This window comes from Paraburkholderia fungorum, from assembly GCF_003610895.1.
Taxonomy (GTDB): Bacteria; Pseudomonadota; Gammaproteobacteria; order Burkholderiales; family Burkholderiaceae; genus Paraburkholderia; species Paraburkholderia fungorum_B.
In genome coordinates, this window is the sequence record NZ_MCAS01000012.1 from 164,208 (window position 1) to 182,117 (window position 17,910).

Annotated in this window: 16 protein-coding genes; 14 read left to right on the plus strand and 2 right to left on the minus strand. The window is 63.4% G+C overall.

The genetic code is table 11. The annotated features are described in order from the left end of the window. Positions 1-230: 230 nt before the first annotated feature. A complete protein-coding gene (locus BCY88_RS13500) occupies positions 231-2,189 on the minus strand; it encodes a sensor histidine kinase (RefSeq protein ID WP_183081375.1) in 1,959 nt (652 codons plus the stop codon). A gap of 65 nt (positions 2,190-2,254) precedes the next feature. Next, on the minus strand, positions 2,255-2,953 hold the full coding sequence (locus tag BCY88_RS13505; RefSeq protein WP_120344729.1) for a LuxR C-terminal-related transcriptional regulator: 699 nt from the start codon (positions 2,951-2,953) through the stop codon (positions 2,255-2,257). 226 nt (positions 2,954-3,179) lie between these two features. Between BCY88_RS13505 and BCY88_RS13510 the strand changes: the two genes are divergently transcribed. The 14 genes from BCY88_RS13510 to BCY88_RS13575 all read left to right on the plus strand — a co-directional run bounded on the left by BCY88_RS13510 (position 3,180) and on the right by BCY88_RS13575 (position 17,909). After that, entirely contained in the window at positions 3,180-3,371 is a 192-nt protein-coding gene (locus BCY88_RS13510; RefSeq protein ID WP_120344730.1) for a hypothetical protein, read from the plus strand. 82 nt (positions 3,372-3,453) lie between these two features. Next, positions 3,454-3,990 (plus strand): type VI secretion system contractile sheath small subunit, encoded by a 537-nt coding sequence (tssB, locus tag BCY88_RS13515; protein WP_120344731.1) that lies wholly within the window; start codon positions 3,454-3,456, stop codon positions 3,988-3,990. Between the two features lie 51 nt (positions 3,991-4,041). After that, the gene (gene tssC, locus BCY88_RS13520) at positions 4,042-5,538 is read left to right on the plus strand and encodes a type VI secretion system contractile sheath large subunit (protein WP_120344732.1); all 1,497 of its coding nucleotides are present in this window, start codon (positions 4,042-4,044) and stop codon (positions 5,536-5,538) included. Between the two features lie 67 nt (positions 5,539-5,605). Further along, entirely contained in the window at positions 5,606-6,097 is a 492-nt protein-coding gene (locus BCY88_RS13525) for an Hcp family type VI secretion system effector (RefSeq protein WP_120344733.1), read from the plus strand. A gap of 32 nt (positions 6,098-6,129) precedes the next feature. After that, entirely contained in the window at positions 6,130-6,615 is a 486-nt protein-coding gene (gene tssE, locus BCY88_RS13530) for a type VI secretion system baseplate subunit TssE (protein WP_259461384.1), read from the plus strand. 1 nt (position 6,616) lies between these two features. Further along, a complete protein-coding gene (tssF, locus tag BCY88_RS13535; protein ID WP_120344734.1) occupies positions 6,617-8,377 on the plus strand; it encodes a type VI secretion system baseplate subunit TssF in 1,761 nt (586 codons plus the stop codon). Continuing rightward, the gene (tssG, locus tag BCY88_RS13540) at positions 8,332-9,525 is read left to right on the plus strand and encodes a type VI secretion system baseplate subunit TssG (RefSeq protein WP_120344735.1); all 1,194 of its coding nucleotides are present in this window, start codon (positions 8,332-8,334) and stop codon (positions 9,523-9,525) included. The genes tssF and tssG overlap by 46 nt, the downstream gene beginning before the upstream one ends. 24 nt (positions 9,526-9,549) lie before the next feature. After that, entirely contained in the window at positions 9,550-12,252 is a 2,703-nt protein-coding gene (tssH, locus tag BCY88_RS13545; protein ID WP_120344736.1) for a type VI secretion system ATPase TssH, read from the plus strand. Position 12,253: 1 nt separating this feature from the next. Further along, positions 12,254-14,155, plus strand: coding sequence for a type VI secretion system Vgr family protein (locus tag BCY88_RS13550; protein WP_120344737.1), 1,902 nt, complete (start codon positions 12,254-12,256; stop codon positions 14,153-14,155). 8 nt (positions 14,156-14,163) lie between these two features. Continuing rightward, complete coding sequence (locus BCY88_RS13555) at positions 14,164-14,922, plus strand: toxin-antitoxin system YwqK family antitoxin (protein ID WP_120344738.1); 759 nt, start codon at positions 14,164-14,166, stop codon at positions 14,920-14,922. Further along, positions 14,919-15,305 (plus strand): DUF4280 domain-containing protein, encoded by a 387-nt coding sequence (locus BCY88_RS13560; protein WP_120344739.1) that lies wholly within the window; start codon positions 14,919-14,921, stop codon positions 15,303-15,305. The genes BCY88_RS13555 and BCY88_RS13560 overlap by 4 nt, the downstream gene beginning before the upstream one ends. Positions 15,306-15,317: 12 nt before the next feature. Continuing rightward, on the plus strand, positions 15,318-15,590 hold the full coding sequence (locus BCY88_RS13565; RefSeq protein ID WP_120344740.1) for a hypothetical protein: 273 nt from the start codon (positions 15,318-15,320) through the stop codon (positions 15,588-15,590). Next, a complete protein-coding gene (locus BCY88_RS13570; protein ID WP_259461385.1) occupies positions 15,587-16,597 on the plus strand; it encodes a substrate-binding periplasmic protein in 1,011 nt (336 codons plus the stop codon). Before BCY88_RS13565 ends, BCY88_RS13570 begins: the two co-directional genes overlap by 4 nt. A gap of 37 nt (positions 16,598-16,634) precedes the next feature. Then, entirely contained in the window at positions 16,635-17,909 is a 1,275-nt protein-coding gene (locus tag BCY88_RS13575; RefSeq protein WP_120344742.1) for a dicarboxylate/amino acid:cation symporter, read from the plus strand. The last annotated feature ends 1 nt before the right edge of the window (position 17,910 follow it).

Below are 17,910 nucleotides of genomic sequence, written 5' to 3' on the forward strand. Positions count from 1 at the left end.
GGTGCAAGCGGTGGCAAAGGGCGCAGCGTACCAGAGTTCAGATTCCTAAGGTTATGGCTATTGTGGTTGCTGGATCGATTTTGGCCGCGCGAGGCCGTGCGCGCAACGGATTCGGACCTGCTTTGCGCAGCGTTGTCGGCTGGTTGGACTGAGGCGATGCACGTCGGGCGCGAGGCGGAAGGGGCGGTATCGCGATCGGGCTGACAACCCAGCCTGCTGATGTCACCTGCTTACGTCACCTGCGCATTTCGTTCCAGCGGCAGCCGCAGTGAAAAAAGCGTACCCGTCGGCGCGGAGTGCCAGGCAACGGTGCCGTCGAGCATACGAGCGCGGCGCAGCTGGTTTTGCAGCCCTCGTCCTGCCGCTGTGGCGAGGACCGTTTCAACGTCGAAGCCCTGACCATTGTCCTCGATCGTCACGACTACGCCCGCCGTCTCCACGGCGGTACTCACCCGGATTTCGCTCGCCTGGGTGTGGTGCAGGATGTTGGCAATGCTTTCCTGAACGATGCGCAGAATGTGCAGTGCGCTGCTGGGATCGAGCCAGGCCAGGTTGGGCAACTCAGCCACCTCCCATAGGAGCCTGATTCCAGTTCCTTCCAGTCGTGGTTCCAGGCGGAAGCGCAGTGTGGCCAGCAGGAGCAGCAGGTCGGCTTCGACCGGCTCCATTGAGTCGATCGTCAGCTTCAGGTCGTCGAGGCAGGCCTTCAGGATCTGGGACACGTTGACGTCGCCGATGTCGCCGCGCTCCACAGACCGGATCGCACTGATCAGCGAAGAACCGAGCCCGTCGTGCATGTCCTGCATCAGCCGCTGGCGCTCGTCGCTGATCGTTCGCCGAAGCTCGGCCTCGCGCAGGCGCTGATGACTCAACTCGAGCTCCGCTTCACGCTCGCCCAGGCGTCGCGCAAGGTTCACGTTGATCTGTTCGAACTCGCTGATGGCCCTGACGTAGCGCCGGTACATCAGGATGCCGAACACGCCGAACGTCACGGCATTCGTATAGGCGCCCAGAAACCAGCCCTCGATATTGACGACGTTGTTGTACAGCATCCAGTCGGGTACGCCCAGCAGTACGCAGACGGTGACGCCGGCGGCCACCAGCCTGGCTTCGCGGGACCGACGCCACGCACTGAGCACGCCCACGAGGCCGACCGTTGCCGCCAGCACCAGGGCAAGCGCATAGATGAGTGGAATGATGACGGGCGTGCTCGGCAGTACCGGCACTACCGCGACGACGGGCAGCGTCAGCACGGTGAGCAGCAGGATGACGCCGGAGATGAACCACGTAAGCACTTTCAGCGGTCGGCCATGCATCTGGCAAAGGTAAAAATGTACGACCAGGATCAGCCAGAAGAGCGCGTTGAGCGTGAGCCACGCAAACCAGTCGCTGGTGATCGGCAGGCTGAGGTAATAGTGCAGATGCCCGACAAAGGATGTCGCGGCGAGATTGAAAAAGAGCAGATAGCCGGTTTCGTGGCGACGGTTGAACCACACGAAGAGGGCAAATATGCCTACGGCCAGGAACGACGCGCTCAGCGTCGCCGGGAGTTCACGCTGCAGCCATTGACGCATGTAGTAACGGCCCCGCAACGCGTCGGCAGGTCCGACCCACAGCGAAGACGATGCCACCGGGTTCTGGGCGGGGTGCTCGATACGGATAAGAATCTCGTTCAACGGTGCGTCGCCGGTGTCGTGATCCAGCGTGATCCACTGGGGTGTGAACAGGCTGTTCCATAGCGGACCCTGCTGTTGTGCGCGATGCACCAGCTTGCCGTCGACATACACCGCAATCGTGCCGTCAGTCTTGATACGGCTGAGGTAGAGCGCCAACGGCCCGGGTGGCATGCGCAATCCGGACGCGGACAGCCTGATCCACGTGGTGCGAACGCCAGAGGCGGCAAGGGCGGCCGAGCTTGCGCCGACTGGATGCGATCTGTTCGCGGGCAACTGGGAGGGAAGCGTCACGGGATGCCATGCGCCCGGCAGCGTGCTGCTGTCAAGCGCCATGGGCGGGGGGCTGTAGTCCGGCGCGTCGGTACTTTGCCATTGCGCCTGTGTGAGATGGACGGTGGCCTTTGCCGATTGGGTTCCGCCCGTGCCCGTGTACCAGACACTGACGGCGATCAGCAACGCTATCGAAAACGAGAGTATCGCATTAGGAAGGAAACGCGCAGGAAGGTGGGTCACGCCATTGCTTTCACGGTTGGTTTCCATCGTCTTTTGTAAGCGGCGCGGCCCATACCCAACGCTCCCTAGTCGGACAGGAGTCCCAGCGTCCTGGCTTCATAGATCGCCTCCGCCTTGGACGTGACTTTGAGTTTGCTGTAGATGCGCCGCACGAAGGTGCGCACGGTGAAATGGGACAACTGCATCAGCTTCGCGATCTCTTGTGTCGTGAAGCCTTTGGTAATCAGATCCAGCACTTCTTTTTCCCGGGCCGACAGCAGCGGTGAAGAAGCCGGGGCCGGTTCCTTGCCTGGGGGGCTGACGGGGCCGCTGCCTTGACGGAAGCGCGCCAGGATCTGCCGGGCAATGATTGGGCTGATCGGACTGCCGCCGCTTGCGAGGCTGCGGATTTCCTCGATGATCCTGGCGGCTGAACTGTCCTTCAGAAGATAGCCGGCCGCACCGGCTTCGATCGAACGCATCACGTGCGTTTCGTCGCCGAAATTGGTGCTGACCATGATGCTGGAGGCGGCCCATTGCCGCGCCGCCGCATGAATCACGTCGATCCCCGAGCCGTCGGGCAACCCCAGGTCGACCAGCAGCACATCTGCCGGGGGGCCCTCCAGCATCGCCAGTCCATCGGCACGGGAGCTGGCGACACCCGTCAGCCGCATGTCCGGTGCACCCTCCACCGCCTTGCACAACGCTTCGACGAAGCCGGCGTCGTCCTCGACGATGGCGACGTGGATAGGCAGAGGTTCCGGGCTGGTAGGGGGCGCGTACATAAGGAGAGGATTTTACCAGCGGATGGGAGCGCGGCCGGTGTAGCGCATTTGTGCGACAGATGAGAGCGGCTCGCGTCAATATACTCGGCCCAATTCTTAAAAAAATGGCCAACGGGGTAAAAAAATGGATCACACGCGCTGCGCAGCGAAACGGCTGTCAATCCGCTCAGGCATGGCCTCAGACCGACGTCAATAAAAAGTTCTGAAAATTCTCGGGTAACGGACCATGCGCCAATCCAGACAGCAACCGCAGCCGCCGGCAAGGAGGCTGACGGCGATCAGCCTCGCCGTGACGGTCGCGCGCACCACGACGGCGTTCGCCTCCATGAAAGCCCGGGCGGCCATGTTCGAGGCGCAGCGCGCCCCGGACCCGATGATCCGCTGCGATCCCGCAGTCATCAGCGGCGCTTCGTTCTAGTCCTCATTCTCTTTCCTGGCGCTCGCGGGACTCGACGCGAGTGAACGATTTTCCACACACACGAGTTTTCTCGGAGGGGTTCATGTCAAATAGTTTGCAGGGTTGGGTCGGGCGCAATCGGCCGCCGCGTGTGCAGATCACCTATGACGTCGAGCTTGGGGACGCCATTGAAAAGCGCGAATTGCCGATGGTGGTGGGCCTGATGGCCGATCTGTCGGGTCAGCCGGCCGAGCCGTTGCCCAAGCTCAAGGAGCGCCGTTTCGTCGAAATCGATCGGGACAACTTCGACGAAATCATGGGCAAGATCGCACCGCGCCTCGACCTGAGCGTGCCGGACACGATGAAGGGCGAAGGCAATCTGAAAGTCGAGCTGAATTTCAGCCGGTTCCCGGACTTCCACCCGGACAACCTCGTGCTCCAGGTACCGCGCCTTGCAAAGCTCGTGGAAGCACGCCAGCAGTTGAGGGACCTGCTCGCGAAGCTCGACGGCAACGACGAACTCGATTCGATTCTCGAGCGCATCGTTCTCGATGCAGAAGAACTGAAGAAGGTTCATATCCAGGCGAACGCGGGCGACGCGCCGGCCGCGCCGGTGGCCGAAGACACGCCGTCTGCCTGACGGAAACAACTTCCGCGTCGCTGACGCAATGAACTCCCAAGGGTGATCCAGATGGAAACGAATTCCGCCGTCGACGGCGCAGTAGCCGGGACGACCACGCAACTGAGCGAGCTGAGCCTGCTTGACCGTATCGTTCAGGAAGGCAACATGGCCGTCGAGCCTTCACAAGGCGTCTACGCAAAGAAATTGATTGGTCAGCTCGCGTCGCAGATTCTCGACGAAGGCATGCGCACGAGCCCGGACAAGAGCGTCGTGGCGATGATCCACGAGCGTGTCGCCGAAATCGACCGCCTGTTGACCGACCAGATGAATGCGATCATGCACGACCCCGCATTCCAGGCGCTCGAAGGCTCATGGAGCGGCATGCACGACATGGTGTACGGCACCGAAACGGGCACCAATCTCAAGCTGCGCTTGCTCAACGTCTCGAAGAAGGATCTGCTCAAGGATCTCGAGTCGGCTGTCGATCACGATATGAGCGTGCTGTTCAAGAAGGTCTACGAAGAAGAGTACGGCACGTTCGGCGGCCATCCGTATTCGCTGCTGATCGGCGACTACTCGTTCGGCCGCCATCCACAGGATGTCGCGCTGCTGGAGCGCATCTCCCGCGTGGCCGCGGCAGCCCATGCGCCGTTCATTGCAGCGGCCGCGCCAAGCCTCTTCGACATCAAGGCGTATACCGAACTCGGCGTCACGCGCGATCTGTCGAAAATCTTCGAAAGCGCTGAACTGGCAACCTGGCGCAGCTTCCGGGAGTCCGAAGATTCGCGCTATGTCTCCCTGGTCCTGCCGAGCTACGCCGCGCGTCTGCCATATGGCGCGAGGACGAAACCCGTCGAATCGTTCAATTTCGAGGAGGATGTCGACGGCACCGATCATGGCAAGTATCTGTGGGCGAATTCGGCCTACCAGCTCGGTCTGCGCATCACCGATGCCTTCGCGAAATACAGCTGGGCGACCGCGATCCGCGGCGTGGAAGGCGGCGGCAAGGTAGACGGTATCGCTGCGCATGCCTACAAGACCAGCGAAGGCGATGTCGCCCTCAAGTGTCCGACGGAAGTGACCATCACGGATCGCCGCGAGAAGGAACTGAGCGATCTGGGCTTCATCTCGCTCGTGAACTCCAAGGGCTCGAACTACGCCGCGTTCTTTGGCGGCCAGACGGTGAACAAGCCTGCGGTCTACAACAAGGATGCCGCCAACGCCAATGCGCAACTGTCGGCGCGCCTGCCGTTCGTGCTGGCGGCGTCACGCTTCGCGCATTACATCAAGGCCATCATGCGCGACAAGGTGGGGAGTTTTCAGACCCGCGCCGATATCGAGAACTACCTGAACAACTGGATCGCCGATTACGTGCTGATCAATCCCTCGGCATCGCAGGCGCAAAAGGCCCGCTTTCCGCTGGGCGAAGCCCGGGTGGACGTCACCGAGGTGCCGGGCAAGCCGGGCGCCTATCGTGCGACGTGTTTCCTGAAGCCGCACTTCCAGATGGAAGAGCTGACCGCCTCGATCCGTCTGGTGGCGGATCTCCCGGAAGCCGCAGCCTGACGCGTGATGTGCGGCCGCGCGCCGCACATCGTTCCGTACACCGTACATTTTTATCTCAAGATCAGTCATGGATACCATCATTCTGCAAATCAAGGATATCAAGGGCAACTCGTTGATCGACGGCTTCGCCAATGGCATCCAGCTCATGTCGTTTTCTCACGGCGTGTCGATGCCGATGGGCCGCGACACGTCGAACACGGAGCGCACGCTGGGGCGTCCCTCGTTTTCCGAAGTGCAGGTCAGCAAGATCACCGACCAGTCGACGCCGGCGCTCTATAGCGCCTGCGCGGCGGGCACCAAGCTCGGCGATGCGACGATTTCAATCGGTCGTAACGAAGCCGGCAAGTTCATGCTGCAGATGAAGTACGTGCTCGCCAATGCGATGATCGGCAACGTGAGCACGAGCGGCGGCGGCTCGGACATGATGGATTCGCTGTCGATCAATTTCTCGCAGATCACGTCGCAATACACCCAGCAGAAGACGGACTCGACGAAGAAGGGTACCGCTTCGTTCGGTTGGGATCTGTCGACCAACAAGGCTGCGACGCCCAAAGGCTGACGCGACGTTGCCCGCGCTTCAACGGGCGGCATATGAGCCGCCCGTCGATCTGTTTCTACGACATGCCGACCATGAACCATCGCTATCCTGTCCCGCTGTTCGAGCGTTTCGCGAACGACGCCAATGCCTCGCTGCCGGGAGAGGATTCGCTTCGTCAATCGATCGCACGCGAGCTGATGCGTCTGCTCAACACGCGCTCGCATCTGACGATGGAGGCGTTCGCGCACTGCGATGGCACGGTGACCGATTACGGCGTGCCGGATTTTTCAGAACGCTCGCTGCGCTCGGGCGAGGATCGCGACGCGATTGCCGCCGCCGTCAGCCGCGCGGTCACGCTATTCGAGCCACGTCTTGTCGGCGTGAAGGTGTCGTTTTCCTTCCCGCCAGGGCGTGAGCAGTATCCCGTGCTGACCGTCGCCGGACGCCTGAATGTCGGCCCGTCGGTCGACCATGTGTCGTTCGAACTGGAGACCGTCAGCCGCGATGTCGTCGATGCGCGCTGGACGGAGCTTGCGTGACATGGCGCCGGACGACATCCTTCAATACTACAAACGCGAGCTCGCCTATCTGCGAACCGAGGGGGCTTCGTTCGCGCAACGTTATCCGAAGATCGCGACCAGGCTCGCGTTGCACGGCACGGAGTCGCTCGATCCGCACACCGAGCGTTTGATCGAGGCAACGGCCTTTCTCGCCGCGCGCGTGCATCGCGACCTCGATCAGACGTTCCCGCAGATCGCGGGTGCGTTGCTCGACAATGTCTGTCCTTCGCTGGTGCAGGCCATTCCGTCGATGACGGTCGCACAGTTCGAACTCGATTCGTCGCAGGGCAAGGTGACGGCGGGGTTTCGCGTACCGCGCCATACGGGTCTCTCCGCCCGCACGGAAGGCGGTGACGCATGCCGTTTCCGCACGGCATGGGACACAGTGCTTTGGCCGTTGAAGATCACGTACGCGGGCTTGGGCGAAGATGCGACGCTGCGCCTGAAGCTCGAATGCGAGGCGGGCGTCGACTTTTCCGAACTGGAACTGACTCAGTTGCGCCTCCATCTGTGCGGCGACTGGATGGTGACGATGCCGCTTTACGAGCTGCTGGTGTCGTCGGTCACGGGTGTTTCCGTGCACGCCGCACAGAGGCCTGTCGTGAGGCTTGGACCGTCCGCGTTACGCGAGGTCGGCTACGCGGACGAGGACAGCGTGTTGCCGCAGCCGCCGCATGCGCATCCCGCTTACGGGCTGATGCAGGAATACTTCGCCTTTCCGCGCAAGTTTCATTTCTTCGATCTGACCTTGCCGGCGGGATCGTGCGGCGTGGGGCGCACCTGCGAGATCGTGCTGCAGCTCGAGCGCATGCCGCGCGGGCTCGGCATGCTCAGCGCCCAGCATTTCCGGCTCGGATGTGTGCCTATCGTCAATCTGTTCGCGCAGACCAGCGAGCCGATCGTGGTCGATCGGCGCAATTACGAATATCTGCTGGTCGCCGATCAGAAGCGCCAGGCCATCACCGAGATTCATTCGATCGTTTCGGTGGTCGCATCCGATCCTGTGACGGATCGGGCGACGAGCCTGCCGTGCTTCACGGCAGTCGATCGTTTCGATCCGGCGGGTGAAGGAGACGCTGCCATGTTCTGGTCGGCGCGCCGTGAGCACAGCCTGCGCGGCAACGTGCCGGGTGTGGAAACATGGATGAGTTTTATCGACGGGGACACGGCTAACCAGTCCGATACGCCCGTGGTGTATGTGAACGCGCTCTGCACCAACCGGCGCCTCGCCGAGCATGTGCCTGTGGGGGCGCGCATGCTGGTCGAGCGGGTGTCGCAGAACGTACGTGTGCGTTGTCTCTATGAACCGACGGCGCAGCGCAACCCGCCGCTCGGGAGCGAGACGCTGTGGCGCCTCGTGTCGCTGCTCACGCGCAACTACCACTCGCTCGTAAGCGGGGCGACAGGCAAGCGCGAACTGCAGGAGATGTTGCGTCTATTCGCCCTGGACGGTACTCGGGAGCAGGAGCAGATCCGCGGCATCGTCAGCGTGGCCGCGCATAACGTCATGGCCCATGTGGGCAGGGACGCTTGGCGCGGATACTGCGGCGGCACCGAGGTCAGCGTCGAGTTCGACGCCGATGCGTTCGTCGGCGGCTCGCCGTTGCTGATGGGGGCGGTGCTGGCGCGCTTCTTCGCCATGTACACATCGGTCAATTCATTTGTTCGGCTGGTGGTGCGCCGGGGAGACGAGACATGGAAGCGATGGGAGCCGATGACCGGTTGCCAGCAGTTGCTTTGATCGCCCGGCTTCTTGCGCGGCCCCAGGGGTTCGACCTGTTTCAGGCCATCCATCTGCTGGAATGCGCGCAGCCCTGGGCGACGGGGCTCGGTCGCGCGGACGGCTCGAATGAGGCCGTGCGTTTGCAGGGCTTCGTGTCGATGGCGTTCCAGGCAAGCGACATCCACGCGGTGCGCCGCCACGCGTTGCGCGATGGAGCCGTGACGCGCTCAGCGGAGGAGGTGCTCGCGCACGGTCCTGAAAACGCCGCTTCCTGGGACCGTTCAGGCACTGCCGCTGCGACGGATGACGCCGCGCCCTCGCGTGAGACGTACACGGTGAGCACGCCCGTGATGACACTGGCGGGTCACAGCGGGCCGTTGCCGATCGCCTTCACCGAAATGTTGCTGGAGCGGCGCGCTGCCCGTGAGCCGGCAATGGCCGATCTGCTCGACATCTTCAATCATCGATTTCTGTCGTTCTTCTATCGTGGCCGCCAGAAGCACGCGCTGGGACTGAGCGCACGCGCGCCCGACGACGCACCGCTTGCGGCCAGCCTCGATGCACTCGCTAACCTTGGCCTGCGCGAGGGCAAGCGCGGACCGGACGGTGCGCGTCTGTGGCTGCGGCATGCGGGACTGTGCGGCAACGGCTCGCGCTCGATGACAGGGCTGCTCGCGTTGCTGTCCGATCGCCTCGGCATGCGCGTGAGGGGCGCGCAGTTCGTCGGCGGCTGGCGTGACGTCGATGGGCGGGACAGTCTGCGTCTTGGACGGGCGCAGACAGGCCTCGGTGCGTTGCGGCCCGGCGGCCGGGCCGTTCTTGGACGACGTTGCTGGGACCAGGCCGCGGGCGTGCGCATCGAATTTCTGGACGTCTCGGTGGAGCAGTTCGGCGCGCTGCTCCCGGGGGGCGAGGCGCACAGGCTGACAGCGTGGCTCGTGCGGTGTTACCTGCAGCAGGATTTCGACGTGCAGTTCGTCCTGCATCCCGCAGCACGGCGTGAAGCCTGTGCCGTGGGCGCGGCCGGCTTGCGGCTGGGCTGGACTTCGTGGTTGGCGGCGTCGCGAGACGAAGGTGAGGCGCCCTCGGAGAAGCCCGCGCCAGTGAAGTTCGCCATGCGCGCGGGCGAGGCGCACGTTACACGAACCGCGTTGCGACCATCATAAAGATCAATACCGATCAACACGAATATGGACATCGATATCCGCACGCTGCTGAGCCGTCTGAACCCGGCATGCAAGCACGCAATGGAACAGGCCGCGCAACTCTGCGTACGGCAGACGCACTACAACGTGGACGTCGAGCACCTGCTGTTGCAACTGCTCGAATCGGACGCGCCCGATCTGCGGGCGATTCTCGAGCGCTTCAACATTTCCACCGCCGACGTGACCGAGTCGCTGCAAAACACCGTCGATCAGTTCAAGCGAGGGAATGGCCGAACGCCGGCCCTGTCGCCGAATTTCTCGCCGCTGTTCCAGGAGGCATGGCTGCTCAGTTCGATGCTGCTTGGCGAACAGCAGATACGCTCGGGCACGATCGTGCTGGCGCTGCTCGAACTGGATAGCATGCGCGGGCTGCTGCTCGACTCCGTGCCGACCATGCTGAAGATTCCGCGCTCCGCGCTGCGCGATGCGCTGCCGGCACTGGTGGCGAACTCATCCGAAGACGGCGGCGGCCGGGCTGCGCCGCAAACGGCCGTCACGGGCGCCGCAAGCGTGCCGGCGGGTGTCGTGCCGCAGGCGATGCCCGCCATGACCGCCAACAGCGGTGGCCGTCCTTCCGCGCTCGCACAGTACACCGTCGACATGACCGCACTCGCGCGTGAAGGTGCGAGCGATCCGATCTGCGGACGCGATGCGGAGATTCGTCAACTGATCGACGTGCTGCTGCGACGCCGTCAGAACAACCCGATCCTGACGGGCGAGGCCGGTGTCGGCAAAACGGCCGTCGTCGAAGGTTTCGCGCAGCGCGTGGTGTCGGGCGAGGTGCCGCCCGCGCTCGCCAATGTTTGCGTGCGTTCGCTCGATCTTGCGTTGCTTCAGGCGGGCGCCGGGGTCAAGGGCGAATTCGAGAACAGGCTGAAATCGGTCATTTCGGAAGTCAAGGCTTCGCCCGTCCCGGTGATTCTTTTCATCGACGAGGCCCATCAACTGATCGGCGCGGGCGGCAGCGAAGGCCAGGGCGACGCAGCGAACCTGCTCAAGCCCGCGCTTGCGCGCGGCGAACTGCGCACGATCGCCGCGACCACCTGGGCGGAATACAAGAAGTATGTCGAGCGCGATCCCGCTCTCGCGCGACGCTTCCAGGTTGTGAAGGTCGAAGAGCCGAGCGAGCCTGTCGCCATTGAAATGCTGCGCGGCATGGTTCAGAAGCTTGAAGCGCATCACGGCGTAGAGATTCTTGACGAGGCCGTGCGCGACGCCGTGAAGCTGTCGCATCGCTATATCTCGGGCAGGCAGTTGCCGGACAAGGCCGTCAGCGTGCTCGATACGGCATGCGCGCGGGTGGCGCTCGGCCAGAGCGGCGTACCGGAAGAGATCGAAGCGCTGGGGCGCGCGATCGACTCCGCGGAAAACCAGTTGCGCATTCTGCGTCACGAAGCGGCTACGGGTGCCGATCGCTCGGATGCTATCGCGGTACTCGTCCGTCAGCTCGACGAACAGCGGGCGCAGCGCGCCGGCCTGAACGAGAAACTGGTTACCGAGAAGCGCGTCGTCGACGAAATTCTGGCGTGGCGGCGCAAGATCGCCCGCACGCTGACCGAGCCTCAGGCAGCCGGCGAAGAAGACAGCGAGTCGCTGGCGGCCAATCTCCGGCGCCTCGAAAAAGGCCTGGAAGCGGTGCGCAACGATGAGCCGATGGTGCCCGTGTGCGTCGATTCCACCGTGGTCGCCAAGGTGATTTCAGGCTGGACGGGGATCCCCGTCGGCGACATGCTTGCCGACGAACTCCACACGGTTCTCTACTTGCACGAGAAGCTGGCGGCACGCGTGGTGGGCCAGGATGAGGCGCTCGATGCGATCGCGCGGCGGGTGCGGACGTTTCGCGCGGATCTCGACGATCCGGGCAAGCCCGTCGGCGTCTTCCTGCTGGTTGGCCCGAGCGGCGTGGGCAAGACTGAGACGGCCGCCGCGCTCGCCGACATGCTGTACGGCGGCGAGCGCAACATGATTACCGTGAACATGTCCGAATTCCAGGAGGCGCATAGCGTCTCCGGCCTGAAGGGCGCGCCCCCGGGTTACGTCGGCTACGGCCGCGGTGGCGTGCTGACGGAAGCGGTACGGCGGCGTCCCTACAGCGTCGTGCTGCTGGATGAAATGGAGAAGGCCCATCCCGATGTGCTCGAACTGTTTTTTCAGGTGTTCGACAAAGGCGTGATGGAGGACGGCGAGGGCATCTCGATCGACTTCAGGAACACACTGATCCTGCTGACTTCGAATGCCGCCCAGGACGTCATCACGGAAGCGAGTCAGGGCGGCCGCCGTCCGCCTCCCGCGGAACTGATCGAGCGTCTGCGGCCCGCGCTGCTCAAGCAGTTCAGTCCGGCGTTTCTTGGCCGCATGGTGCTGGTGCCGTACTACCACCTGGGCGATGCGCAGATCACAGCGATCGTGAACCTGAAATTGGGGCGGCTTGCCGAGCGTTTTGCGCGCAACCATCACGCGCAACTGACGTGGGACGACCGGTTCGCGCAGATCATCACCGAGCGCTGCAAGGAGGTGGACAGCGGCGCGCGCAATGTTGATCACATTCTGACGCAATACGTGCTGCCCGAACTGGCGCGCGAGGTGCTCGAACGCATTTCGATGGCGAAGCCGTTCGGCGCGGTGCACCTCGATTTCGCACCGGACGGCAGCGTCAGCTTCCGTTTCGCGGCCGGCGGGGAGACCTGACGTGCAAACCGCCAACGCGACGCAGGCGGGCAGCCTGCTTTCGATCAGCACGCCCTTCGGCAAGGACGTCCTGCTGCTCGACGGCCTGAGCGGACGCGAAGCGATTTCGATGCCGTTCCATTTCGATCTGCGCATGCGTTCGGCAAACCTTGCGCTCGACGCGCAGGCGATCGTGGGCAAGAGCGCGACCGTGACTTTGCAGGTGCCGTCGGGCCCGAAGCGCTATATCCACGGCATCGTCACGCGTTTTGCGCAGGTCGGCACGGATGCGCAGCATGGTTTCTATACCGCCGAGCTTGCGCCGCGCCTGTGGCTGCTCGGACTCGGGAGCGATCGGGCGATCTATCAGAACCTGAGTGCGCTCGACATCGTCGAACAGGTGCTGCAAAAGTTCGGCATCGCGATCGAGCTACGCCTGAAAGGCACGTACGCCGCGCGCGAATACTGCGTGCAATACGATGAAAGCGCGTTGCAGTTCATTTCGCGGCTAATGGAAGAGGAGGGCATCTTCTACTTCTTCACGTTCGCCGACGGCGTCCATACCATGGTGCTCGGCGACAGCACCGCTGCGCACAAACCGGGCAAGACCGACTCGCATCTCTGGTACTCCAGCGACTCCGTCGCGCATGGTCAGGTCAACCGGATCGACGCCTTCGAGATGACGACGGGGCTGGTGGAAGCCGAGCAGATCGTGGCCGACTACGACTACACGACGGCGGCGCTCATGACGGCCAACTCAGCGGCCGGCAGCGGGCCGGCGAGCGGGACGCGCTATACGTTCCCCGGCGGCTATGCAAAGGCGGCGGACGGCACGCGCACGGCGAAACTGCGGCTCGCGGCGCATCAACTGGGACAGCGAACGGGGCGTGCCGGCAGCGGAATCTGCACGCTCGCCGCGGGCGCGAGCTTCACGCTGGGCGGCCACGCGAACGCTGCATTCAACGTGTCGTACGTGATCTGCGCGGTGTCGCACAGCGCGTCGAACGATCGATATGCCAACGACTTCGACGTTATCCCGGCTTCGGTCGCCTTCCGTGCGCCGCTCGTGACGCCCAAGCCGAGGGTCGCGGGTACGCACACCGCACTCGTCACCGGCTCGTCCGGCGAAGAAATCTGGACCGATGCGTATGGCCGCATCAAGCTGAAGTTCCACTGGGACCGTTCGGCCACCGCCAACGAAAGCAGCTCATGCTGGGTGCGCGTTGCGCAGACCGCGGCGGGCAATGGATGGGGTCATCTGTTTCTGCCGCGAGTGGGCCAGGAGGTCGTTGTGAGCTACGTCGACGGCGATCCCGACCGGCCGCTCGTGACAGGCAGCGTCTACAACCGTCAGGGCACGTTGCCCGTCGGCCTGCCCGCATCGCAGACGCAAAGCGTGATGCGCTCGCGTTCGTCGAAAGGGGGCACGGCCGGCAACGAAATCCGGATGGACGACAAGCTCAATAGTGAGGAACTGTATTTTCACGCGCAGAAAGATCTGAATATCGCCGTCGAGAACGCGCTGTCCACGACCGTGATTGCAGGGGCGGAAACGCACGTCGTGCAAAAAGGCGATCGCACCGTCGACGTGCAGAAGGGCAATGAGACACACAAGGTGAAAGGCACTCGCTCGGTCGATGTGACAGGTGACGAAACCCACACGAATCACGCGGCGTTTACGCGCAAAGTCAGCGGCAACTACACGCTGAAGGTGAGCGGCAATCTTGTCATCGATGTGACCGGTTCGATCAGCATCAAGTCAGGCACGTCGATCCAGAACCAGGCGGGCACGAGCTTCGCCAACAAGGCCGGGACGACGCTTAGCAACGAGGCGTTGCAGGTGGAAAGCAAGGCATCGGCGATGCAGACGATCGATGGCGGCACGATGCTTGCGCTCAAGGGCGCGCTGGTCAAGCTCAACTGAGGCCCGAAATGAGCATATCGCCGTCTGCAGCAGGCTCTTGCGCCTCCGTCCCTGCACCTGGCCATGGTGCGGCCGATGCATCCGCACAAGCAACGCTCATCGAGACGCGCGACGCGACGGGGCAAGTCGTGAGCCGCATGCCGATGCTGGGTGGCGTACCGCACGGGCAGGTGCTCATGTTCGGAGCGGGTGGCGTACCCGCCCTGGAGGCGCACTACGAGCACGGTGTGTTGTCGGGCAGGGTGCGCACCTTCGACGCGACAGGCGCGGTGCTTCAGGAGGCCGAATACGTGGCGGGGCAGCTTCACGGCACGACGACGACATGGCAGGACGGTCGCGTCGCGTCACGCCAGCACTACGTGCATGGCGTGCTGCACGGAGCCGCCGTGTCGTACGCGCCATCGGGACTGGCGACCTCGTGGCTCACCTACGAGGCCGGCAAGCTCACGCGCGAAGCACAGTATCTGCACGAGGGATGCATCGTTCGACGCGCTTCGTACAGCAAAGGCGTTCTCGAAGGCGAGACGCGCGACTATGCGAGCGGCGGCAAGCTGGTTCAGTCGTCACCCTACAAGGACGGCCTCCTGCATGGCACGGTGCGGCGCTACGGTGCGGATGGCCGCCTGAACGAGGAGCGTGTCTATGCGCACGGCAAGCCGCTTGGCGAGGCCCGCAAGGTGGCCGGGCCTGCGCCGCAGGACGGCGCGGCGACGGGCGGGCAGCGCCTCGCCAGGCATCTTGAAAAATGGGTGAAGGGCCGGCCATGAGCTTTCTGATCACAACCGGAGCGACGCTGCAGTGCAGTTTCGGCGCCGCGCCCGCCGTGTTGAACGTGCTGCCCACAAGCCGGGTCCTTGCTGGTGCGCCTGCCGCAACGGTCATGGATCACTTGCCGATGGTCAACGTGCCGCCGTTCGGTGTCTGTTCGTGCGCCGCGAATCCGATGGTAGCGGCAGCGACGGCGGCGGCGCTGGGTGTACTGACGCCGATGCCCTGCGTGCCGATGACGATGGCGCCATGGCTGCCGGGCTCGCCGACTGTCCTGATCGGTGCGCTGCCGGCCTTGCAGAACGCGTCGAAGCTTATGTGCGCGTGGGGCGGGGTCGTCTCGATCCTTGCGCCGACCCAGTTCACGACCATGCTTCCCTGAGGAAAACACGCCATGCAATATGTTTTTTCGATGACCACGCGCATGGTGACCATCGTGCTTGTCTGTGCGATGGCGCTATGCGTGCTGCTGTTCCTGCTGGGGATCGAGATCGGTGTGCGTTACATGGCGCCTGCGAAGGTGCCTTCAACGTCGCCTGCGCCTGCGTCGGCGGCGGCGATGGTCGAGCAGGCGCCGATCGCCGCGGATGCCGGCAGCGAAAGCGTAGTGCGTTCCGTAAGCGACCCGGCTGGCGCGTCCCCGGCACCGGCTTCTTCCAACAATTGAAACTGCCAACAGACATGCACTTCGCGTTTTCTACTCCTGTTTCCGTGCTCAAGCGGTTCTGCCGCGCCGGCCACCCGACGCACACGTTACGTGGCGCATGGCGAAGGCTCGCTGCGATACTTTGCGGCGCGGCCATCCTGCTGGCCGGCATGCCGGCGCTCGCGGCGAACCTGGCCGCGGCAAGCGCGCCCAGCGCACCCATCGCAAGCGCACCAGCCGCAAGCGCACCGGCAGCCACGTCGACGGGCCTCATGCTCATGCCCGATGGCCGGCTCCTCGCGCCCGAGTTCGCCCGCATCGTGAGCCGGGGCGAACTCGTCGTCGCGGTGCTGGGTGTCGACCAGCCGCCGTTCTTCGAAGAACACGACGGTCATTTGAGCGGCGTCGACATCGATATTGCCAGGGAAATGGCGGCAAAGCTCGGCGTCAAGGTGAGTTTCAATCGCGATGCGAAGACCTACGACGGCGTCGTGAACCTACTCGCAAGCGGTCAGGCGGATCTGGCAATCAGCAAGCTGTCGCGCACGTTGTCGCGGGCTCAGGTGATCAGCTTCAGCGCGCCGTATATCCGGCTGCATCGCGCGCTGCTGCTGAACCGCGTGAAGTTCGCGATGCTCGCGCGTGGCCGCACCGTGCCGGACGTCGTCCGTGCCTTCGACAGCACGATCGGGGTGGTCAGGAACTCGTCATATGCCACCTACATCGGGAGCAACTTCCCGCAGGCGAAGGTCGTGCCCTATCCGAGTTGGGAGGACCTGCTCAAAGCACTGGATGCGGGCGAAGTCACGGCCGCCTACCGGGACGAATTCGAAGTCAAGCACGTGCTCAAGCGCGATCCGACCGCTTCGCTACGGTTGCGCGTGGTGACCCTGGAAGACCTCGACGACCCGATCGCGATCGGCGTGAACGTCAACGCGCCGACGTTACTCGCGTTCGTCAACCAGTTTCTCGCCGAACGCAGCAAAAAGATCGATGTGACGACCTTGCTGCAGGCTTCAAACAACTAATTCCAGACAACCAATCGGACCAGTCGGGGAAGCAATAATGAATTCCAGCAGGATCTATGCGTGGGCCGTGAACCCGTGGGTGGTGATCGGCAGTCTCGCGCTCGGGGGCGCGTTCGGTCTGGCGCTGCCGGAGATGGCACAACGCTTTGCCGTGGTTGGCGACGTCTACGTCAATCTGCTGAAGATGACGACACTGCCGTTCATGGTGTCGGCCGTGATTTTCAGCCTGCAACGTCTGTTCCGCGACGGCGGCACGGCACGGCTGATGCTGCGCGTCGTGATGGTATTTCTCGGTGCGTCGGCGACGGTCGCCTTCGTCGGCGCGTTGGTTCTGCTCGTCTTGCGCCCAGGCATCAACCTGCCGAGTTCGACCATGCAGACGTTCGGGCTGATGGTCGGCAACGATTCGACCTCGAACGAAGTGGTGATGAATCTCTACGGCACGGACACGGTCGAGAAAGGCGTGAGTCTCGTCGACGTGCTGACCAGTCTCGTGCCCACGAACATATTCGCCGCGCTTGCCAACGGCGACGCATTGAAGGCACTCGTATTCGCACTGCTGTTCGGGCTCGCGGTCGGCCGTGTGCCGGAGCGGATTTCCGTCGGCCTGAGCCAGGCGCTCGAAACGATCTATCAGGCGTGCCAGAAGCTGATGCATTGGCTCAGCTATCCATTGCCACTGATCCTGTTCTGCATGAGCGCTGCGCAACTCGGCAAATCGGGCGTCGGTCCGTTGCACGCGATGCTGCAGTTCGTGATTGCTTTCTTCGTGGCTTCCGTCGTGCTGCTGTCGTTGTCGGCCACTGTTATCTGGAAACGTTCGGGCCGCTCGCTCGGCACAACACTTGCCGCGCTGCGCGCGCCTTTCGCACTTGCGCTCGCGACGCGCAACAGCGCCGCCTGCATGCCGAGCATGATCGAAAGCATGGTTGAGCGGTTGGGCTTCCCGCGCGCCGGGGTCGAGCTGATGGTGCCGCTGACCGTGTCGTTGCTGCGTATCGGACCGATGGTCTACTACGTTTGCGCCACGTTCTTCATTGCCCAGTTGTACGGCCACTCGCTCGGTGTCGTCGAGGTGTGCACGGTGCTGTTCGCGTCGGTACTCGCCGGATTCGCGTCGGCGGGCATGACAGGCCTCGTCACGGTTTCGCTGATCGGCATGACCTGCGTCTATCTGAGTCTGCCCTTCGAGGCCGCGTTCATCCTGTTCCTTGCGGTCGATCCGCTGTGCGACATGTTGCGTACGCTGATTCTTGTTATCGGCAACACCGCGGCGGTGTCGGTGATCTGTCCGCGTCCGCTCAAGATCTAGG